Raw genomic sequence first — 8,212 nt, 5'->3', positions numbered from 1 at the left:
TCGCGCAGCTCGGCCTCGCCGGTCGCGGGATCGCCGGCCAGGTCGGGCAGGCCGCGCTGGAGGTCGAGCAGCGAGCACAGGCGGTCGAGCGCGACCCGGCGGGCGCCGGCCGTGCCGCCGTCGGCCGGTCCGTCGAGCGCGTCCGCGGCGAGGGCGTCGAGGCGGGCCTGCGGGAGCAGGACGACGTCGGGCACGTCGAGGCCGAGGTCGGCCAGGGTCACCGCGGCCGCGTCGCGGGTCCACGTCCACCCGGTTGCCGGACCGGTCTCGGTCACGAGCAGCGCGCTCAGCGCCGGATCCGCCACCGTCACGGGGGAAGACGGGTCCGCGGCTCCGCTCGGCAGGGCGACCAGCACGGTCGTGCGGACCGAGAACCCCTGCCGTTGCGTGCGCAGCACCCGCAGCTCCGGCGGGGCGCCGAGCCCCGCGGCGGCCTCGAGGGACTCGGCCGCGGCAGCCGCGCGGCCGGAGACGACGTCGTGGACGGCGTCGGCCACGAGCAGGTCGCCGTAGGTGTCCACGACCTGTCGGAGGTCGGTGAGGTCCCCGACGCTCGCGGGCAGGGTCGCCGGGGCGGCGTCGATCACGTGCTGACCGTCACACACGCGGCGCCCGGCCCACTCCGGGCGGGCCGGGAACCGTCGGCGCAGGTCCAGCACGGCGCCCGGGTCGCCCGCCCGCCGCTCGATCTCGCGGCCGAGGGCTTCGCTGAGGTGGATCCCGAGCCGGACGTCACCGCCGAGCCTCGCGGCGAGGCGGGCCAGGTCCGAGCGGACGGTCAGCTGCCAGCGCGGGTCCTCGTCGTGCAGCACGTGGTCCCGGAGCACGGCGGCGGTCAGGGCCTGCGCGTTGCCGGGGGCGTGCAGCAACCCGGCCGCGGTCGGCGGCGTCGGGTCGACGGCCGGGTCGAGGTCGTCCACCCAGCCGTACGCGCCGATCCGCCGCGGCACGTCCCGGTCGATCAGCCGGCGCAGCCGCCGCGTGCCCACCGCGGTCACCCACGGATCGATCCGGTGGCTGGAGGTGTCGACGACGGCGGCCACCGCGGGCGCGAGCAGACCGCCGTCGAGCAGGTCCGCGTCCCGGCCGGCGAGCTCACGGACGGCCTCGCGGACGTCGACGAACTGGCGCGCGATGGCCAGGGCGTTGCGGTCCGGCGGGAACTGCTCGTCGAGCCGGTCCAGCGCGTACTGCGGCAGCTCGGACACCCGGCCACCCATCGCCGCGTCGTTGGCCAGCTGCCGCGCGTCGTCGAGCGGGGGCAGGTACTGGTGGGTCCAGCTCTCCCAGCCCTCCCCGAGCCGCGACACCTCCGCCTGTGTGAGCAGCAGCGAGTGCCGGATCAGCCGGGCGAGCAGGGGCGGCCGGTCCTCCTCCTCGCGACCCGCGAACGCGAGCTCCTCCCAGTGCATGTCCAGGTACGTCTCGAGGAGCTCGCGCAGGTTCTGACCGCCGCGCACCGCCGGCTGGACGTAGCCGAAGGCCTGGTAGCGGCGCGCCGGCGGGGGCTCGACGGCGAGGGCGGCCGCCGCCATCGCCTCCCACGCGGCCAGGGTGTCCGGCGCGGCGACCCCGTTGACGATCGCCTCGAGCAGGGCCACCACCTCGAGCGGCAGGAGCGCGCGGGACCCGATCTCGCGACTGGTGGGTACCCGCCCGATCACGTCCAGCAGCGCCGCGGCGTCGGCGTCCACCGCGGTCCCGCCGTCGCGCGCGGCCCTCGACCAGGCCGGTGCGACCTCGCCGAGCAGCGCGGTGACGCCCTCCTCCCACACGGGGTCGCGCGGTCCGGGTCGCCAGGCCGCGAGGTCGACCGCGGGCAGCACGCCGTAGGGCACGTCGCCGACCCGCAGCGCGGGCCAGGTCCCGAGCGGGGCGAGCAGCCGGGCGGCCCAGTCGCCCATCTGGTAGGTCTCGGCCGAGTTCTCCACGTCCTTGAGCCACCGCTGCCACAGCACCGGCCACAGCGCGGTGACCAGGTGCGGGACGACGTCGAGCAGGGCGGGGTCGACGGTGCCGACGCCGTCCAGGCGGGGCCGGGTCGTGAGGACCCCGGCGAGCCCGCCGGCGGTGCCGCTGCCGGCGGTCCGGGCGATGGCGAGCCACCGGGCGGGGTCGCGGCCGACGTCGGCGGTGGGCTGGCCGGCGACGGTGTTGGTCGCCGTCATCGGGGGGACCAGACCCAGCGTGCCGAGGTCGGCATGCGCCTCGAACACGGTCCGCGCGTCGAGGTCGGCCAGCCCGCTCACGAGCAGCACGTCCAGGTGCGGGCCGTCCGGCAGCTCGACCTCGACCGCCAGCCCGACCTGCAGCGCCGCGGCGTACGAGGTCCACCACAGCTCGGGCAGCTGGTCCGGGCGCAGGTCCGCCAGCGCCGTGCCGAGGTCGGCCTGGGCGGCGATCGCCACGAGGTCGGGGTGGAGCTCGCCGAGCCGGCGCAGCCCGGTGCCCGCGTCACCCCACAGGGTCAGGACGGCCGGCAACGCGGCGCGGTAGGGGTCTGCCCGGCCGCCCTGGTCGTCGTCGTCGGCCGCCGATGCCGGGGCGAAGCGGGTGCCGGTCGGTGCGACCGGGACGCTGCGCAGCAGGTAGGCCGCCCGTGCGCCGCCCACCGAGCCCGCGAGGGAGGTGAACGCCGCCGCGCCCGCATCGGTCGTCAGGTCGCCGGCGGCGTACGTCCAGCACTCCGCCACGCGTTCGGCCTCCTGGCGGGAGGCGGGCAGCGGGGGCCTGGCCAGCGCGACGGGGTCGGGGTGCACGCGGACCCGCAGGCGCCACGGGTCGCCCGGTGCCGCGGGGCGGCGGTACCGGGTCTCGAGCCGCATCGGCAGCAGCACGCCGATCAGGTGGCCGTCGGCGAGCGGGTCCAGGCGCACGCGGGCGGTCTGGTTGAGGTCGAAGACGTCGTCGTCCGCGAGCTTCGCCGCGTCGACGAACCTCTGCCCGTCACCGACGAGCCCGCCGTTGGCGACGATCACGTCGAGCATGCGCCGGGCCGTTGCCAGGGCCATCCGCGGCGGTGTTCCGCGGAACAGGCGCCGAGGGTCAGGCGTCAGCTGGTCCAGCACGTCCTGGGGGTCGGCCAGGCTCTCGAGCCATCGGCACCACTCCAGGAACAGGAAGATGTCGCGCGTGCGGTCCCCGTCGAGGGCGTCCAGCTCGGCGTCGAGCGCCGCCACGCCGCGATGGATCTCGTCCAGCTCCGCGCGCAGGTCGGCGCCGCGCTGCGCCTGCGCGCGCAGCTCGGGATCGGTCAGCCGGTCCGGGTCGCCGACCAGCAGCCAGCCGGGCAGGTCGGCCAGCTCCGCGGCGACCGCGGCCGCCCGGGCGAGGCCGGCGGTCCGGGCGTCGCGGACGGTCTGCCGCTCGTCGCGGCGGACGGTCATCGCCGGCTCCCGGTCACAGTGCGATTCCGGATCACAGTGCGAGCCCCGGTCACAGCAGGTTCCCCAGGAAGACCCGGACCGGTTCGGCGAAGGTGCGCTCCGCGAAGCTCGCGCCCTCGGCGGACGCGTCGCCGGGCGTGAACCGGAACCGGTAGCCCGGCGGCGGCTCCTCGAGCACCAGCCAGTGGTCCGCGCCGGCCGACGGCGGGACCCCGAACCCGAAGAACACCAGGTCCGGGGTGAGCGTGCCGCTGAACGAGGGGTAGTCGCGGTGCAGGGCCGGGTTGTCGACCTCCGGAACCGGTCCCCAGGTCGCGGCGCCGCCGGGGTTCGCCACCAGGTAGACCAGCGTGGCCGGGTAGCGCCGGAACAGCTCGGTGTGGAGCACGACGACGAGGTTCGCGCCGTGGGTCGGGTCGGCCAGGTGGGTCAGGTCGCCCAGCTCGGAGGCGTCCGGCCAGATCGTGGCGTCGGTCGCGAGCGAGACGACCGGCCGGATGTCGGTGGCGACGTCGTCGGCGGCGACGGAGATGCGCTGCCAGAACCGGCGCAGCGGCGTCCAGCGGGTGGTGATCGGCAGGTTGCGCCACCGCAGCTCGCCGAGGGTCTGGACGTTCGCGCCGAGCAGCACCGCGTCGACGAACGGCGGGTTGGTCTGGACCGCGAGCACGCGGTCCGCGGGGATGTCCCCGGACCCGGGCAGGAGCCAGTCGGGAGCGTTGTCCGAGAGGAACTTCCACAGCGGCAGGTCGATCTCCGGGGCGACGTCGGGCTCGGCGAGCAGCGGCGCGCGCAGCCCGGTGATCGTGCCCAGCACCCGGTCGACGGCGACCGGCCGTGGCCCGGTGGGGTCGACCCCGGCGGCGACCGAGCTCGCGAACCCCGGCAGGTCCGGCAGCGGCGCGCAGGGCACGTCCGGCCGACGCTCCCGGACCGCGCCGACGAGGTCGACGACGACGGTCGGGTCCCGCTCCAGCGACACCGCGAGCCGTTCGACCTGGTCCCGGCTCCCGGGCAGGTCGACGAGGATCTCGAAGGCCCGCTCGCGCAGGTCCCGCCCGAGCCGTTCGGCCTCGTCGGGGTCGGCGGCGGCCTCGGCGATCCGGACCTGGCCGTCGGGCACCTTCTGCGGTGCGGGGCAGGTGTTCGCCGCCGAGATGAGCCCGGGCAGGGATGTCGCGCCGGGCGCCGCCGCGCGCGCCAGCGAACCGCGCCGACGGAGCATGCGCCGCGCCGCGCTGCTGAACAGCGCCGGCGCCATCGCCGGGGTGCGGCCCGCGACGGCGCCCAGGGCGCTGCCGCCGACGTCGACCGGCATCCGGCCCAGCAGCGGCGACAGGGTGGCGAGCCGGGCCACCGGATCGGTCGGGACCCGCCGGTTCCACAGGGTCGCGCCCGCGCGCAGGCCGAGGGTCAGGTGCCGGATCCGCTGCGCCGCCGCCGCGACAGCCGCCGCCTGCCGCGCTGCGCCGTCGGCGATGGTGTCCTGCCAGGCGATCGCGATCCACGCGCCGAGCCCGGCCGCGCCGCGGTGGCGGGGGTCGGCCCGCAGCTGCCGTCGCCAGCCGTCGGGCACGACGTCGTCCCCGGGCGGGGGCCACTGCCAGTCCGCGCCGTCCACCGGTCCGGGGTGCCAGGGCACGTCGTACCGCGGCAGGGTCAGCACCCATCGCTGCCCGACGGCGACCTCGCTGGTCAGCCCCGCGATCGTGTCGGCGACCTCCGGCGGGAGGGGGTCGGTCACCGGTGGGTCGCCCGGCTCCGGGACCACGGTCAGGGCCGCCCCGGTCGCGAGGGTCGTACCCGGGACGGGCCCGACCGCGACCTGCGCGCGGCCGAACTGCCGTTCGGCCAGCAGCTGCTGGTCGGCCGGCGTGAGCGGTTCGAGCCGCCGCGCGACGGCGGCGAAGTCGCCCGGGTCCGCGGTGGTGCGGAACGTCCACCGATCGAAGCACGGCAGGGTCACGCTCGCCGAGCCGGCCGTCCACGAGTCGGCGAGCGTGTCGCGATCAGCTGCCAGCTCGGCCCGCCAGCCGGGCACGAGTGCCGCGACGTACTCCTGGCCGGTGGACAGCGGCCGCGGGCAGATGATCCGGGAGAACGTCCGGCCGGCGACCGTGTGCACGTGCGCCCACCGGTGCGCCGCCGCGAGCGGGTGCGCCCCGAACAGCGCGCCGCCGGAGAGCTGGACGCGGCCGTCCGCGAGCGGGGTGACCTCGGTGGGGGTGCCCACCACGAGGATCAGCCACGGGCGGACCGCGACCGGCCCGCCGGCGTGCGGCTGCGGCGAGTACCGCCACGGCAGGTCGGGCGCGGCGAGCTCGACGTGCGCCATCATCGTGGCCTCGGCGTCGACCGTCCCCGGGTGCGGCCGGCGCCCGATGATCTGCCCCGCCGCCAGGGCGGCGACGTCGCCCGGGCCGGCGAGCAGGAACGCCGCCGCGGCGGACACGTCCGGGCCGCCGTCGTGCAGGGTGATCGGCAGCGTTGCGGCGAGGCGGGCGGTGGCCGGGGGCTGGGTGGTCAGGGCGTAGACCGCGGGCCGTTGCCAGGCGACGAAGTTGTTCATCACACCCCCACCAGGACGACAGCCGCGTCGAGGTCGGCCGCACCGACCGCGAACCGGGCCGGGTCGGCGCTGACCCGGGCCGCCTGGAAGGCCCCGGTCGCGCTGGCGTAGGACGTGCCGTCGGACGTCGCGTAGGTCTCGGCGGCGACGGTGACCAGCGCAGCCGTGGTGGCGAGGGCCGGGCTGGCATCCCGGGCGGCCAGCATCGCGAGCAGCACGCCCGGCAGGTCCAGGGCGACGCCGCCGAGCCCGAGCGGGAGCCACACCTCGCCACGGACCTTGCGGAACACCTGCGCACGTGTCGACTGTGGCCGTGACGTCCCGGTCAGGTCGGGGCCACCGGCGGACACGACGCCGGCGGGAAGCTGCTCGAACGCCGGTCGGTTGAGCGCTTCGGCCTGGCTGAGGGTGATGAACGAGCCGGGGGCGAACAGGTCGGTCGGCTCGGACGTCTGCTGCGGCACGGTGGCCGTGACCCGCTGGGTGCCGCCGAGCGGGGCGCCGTCGAGCCGGTCGATCGGGATGGTCAGCGGGACCCGCAGCTGCAGCCACTGCACGCCGCCCCGCGGCTGGACGAGGGCGAGCCCGGCCGGTACCGGCAGCGGCGCGAGGACCACCTCGCGGTCGGGGCCGCCGACGGCGGTCAGCGCCTCGGGGCGCACCTCCTCGTTCGCCAGGACGTCGGCGGCGCGGGTGGGCGGCACGGCCGGGGGGCTGGAGCTGGAGCCGAAGGTGAACGTCTCGTGGAAGTGGAAGTCGTGCAGGAACGTCTCGACGGTGAGCCGGCCGGAGATGGTGACCGGCCCGGGTCCGTCGAGGGTGCCGTCCAGCCGGATGCCGCCGAACGTGAGGCCGAAGACCTCGACCTCGAACCCGGCCGTGACCTCGGCGTGCACGTGGAACGGCGTGAACTGCACGATGGCGTCCACCCCGAGGAACCCGTGCGCGCCGCATCCGGCGGCGTCGATCCCCGCCTCGAAGTACCCGCCGAGCTGCACGGTGTTCGAGGTGACCGCGAGGTACCCCTCGGCCCGCACGTCGATGCCGGGCACCGGCAGGTCCAGGTGGAAGCCGAGCCGCCGCAGCGCCGGGATGTTCGCCGGCTCGGGCCGGAACCCCGGGTAGAAGCCGCCGACCGACAGCACGGTGTACGACTGCGGCCCCCAGCTCTGCCGGAACGCCAGGTCGCCGTAGATGGTGAAGATGTCCAGCAGCCCGCTGTCAACCAGGCTGGCGTCGACGGACAGCAGCCGCTGGGCGAAGTCGATGACGCCGACGACGTCGACCCGCAGCTTGAGGACCGGGATCCCGGCGCGGGCGACGCCGACGATGACGATCCGTTGTGGTCCGGGCAGCTCGATCAGCACCGCGAGGTCGAGGGAGCAGAAGCCCTGGCCGGCGATCTCCAGCCAGGACAGTCGCAGGGTCGGGCCGGCGACGGACGTGCCGACCCGCGGGACGAGGATCGTCTCGAGCGCGCCCAGCGCCCGGCGCGCGCTGTCGCCGGCATCCAGCGGGAACAGGGCCTCGCCGGCGCTCCCGTCGCGGAGCTTCGCGGCGAGCGCCGGCACGTCGACGGACCGGTTGATGCCGACCACGCCGCCGATCCGGGCCAGCTGGAAGCCGAAGCCCAGCTGGATCCCGGGGGTGAACCCGGCCGCGAACACCGCCGCGAACGACGGCTGGTCGCCGACCCGGCGCAGGCTGGCCAGCGCGGCGACCTCGATCGCGCCCAGGTGCAGCGCCAGCGCACCGTTGACGCCGTCGGGCAGCACCTGGAGGGAGCCGTCGCCGGCCACGGGGCCCGCGTCGAGGTGGGCGCTCAGGGTGTTCGGGGGGAGTGGTCCGATGACGATCTGCGGGGCGCCCGCGGCGCGGGGGTCGGGCACGCGCAGGGCGGGGGAGGCGACGTGCACGCCGAGCGGGCCGAAGGCGACGTCGAGCCGCACGCCCTCGGGACCGCTCCACCCCTGCCCGGAGCCGAGCTCCGGTAGGCCGGGGACCGGCACCTGCCCGAGCAGGAACGCCACGAGCCGATCGCGCAGCGCCTCGGTGGCGGTGCGCCACGCGGCGACAGCCTGGTCGAGGGTGGCCGGCGCGGCGAGGGCCGCATCCAGGCCGTCGGCAGCGACCTGCAGCTGCGCGAGGTCCGGGTCGCCGGGCCCGCCGAGCGCCGCCGCCACCGCGTCGGCGTAGGTACGGACCGGACCGGCCATGTGGGGCCCCTAGCGCCGTCGGGAAGACTCATGGGGAGATC

The 8,212-nt window shown here is 76.6% G+C and carries 3 protein-coding genes; all 3 read right to left on the bottom strand.

Features of this window, described 5'->3' with window-relative positions; translation table 11 throughout:
* Positions 1-3,386 (bottom strand): hypothetical protein (locus tag EUA98_RS16930; protein ID WP_130103874.1); only part of this gene is annotated, 3,386 nt, incomplete at its 3' end.
* 49 nt (positions 3,387-3,435) lie between these two features.
* Positions 3,436-5,955, bottom strand: a complete 2,520-nt coding sequence (locus tag EUA98_RS16925; protein WP_165372874.1) for a hypothetical protein — start codon at positions 5,953-5,955, stop codon at positions 3,436-3,438.
* Positions 5,955-8,171, bottom strand: a complete 2,217-nt coding sequence (locus EUA98_RS19870) for a DUF6603 domain-containing protein (RefSeq protein WP_165372873.1) — start codon at positions 8,169-8,171, stop codon at positions 5,955-5,957. Before EUA98_RS19870 ends, EUA98_RS16925 begins: the two co-directional genes overlap by 1 nt.
* Between the last annotated feature and the right edge of the window lie 41 nt (positions 8,172-8,212).

Origin of the sequence: Pengzhenrongella frigida, assembly GCF_004168625.1 — a bacterium.
GTDB classification, from domain to species: domain Bacteria; phylum Actinomycetota; class Actinomycetes; order Actinomycetales; family Cellulomonadaceae; genus Pengzhenrongella; species Pengzhenrongella frigida.
This window is presented reverse-complemented; position numbering and strand designations above follow the sequence as displayed.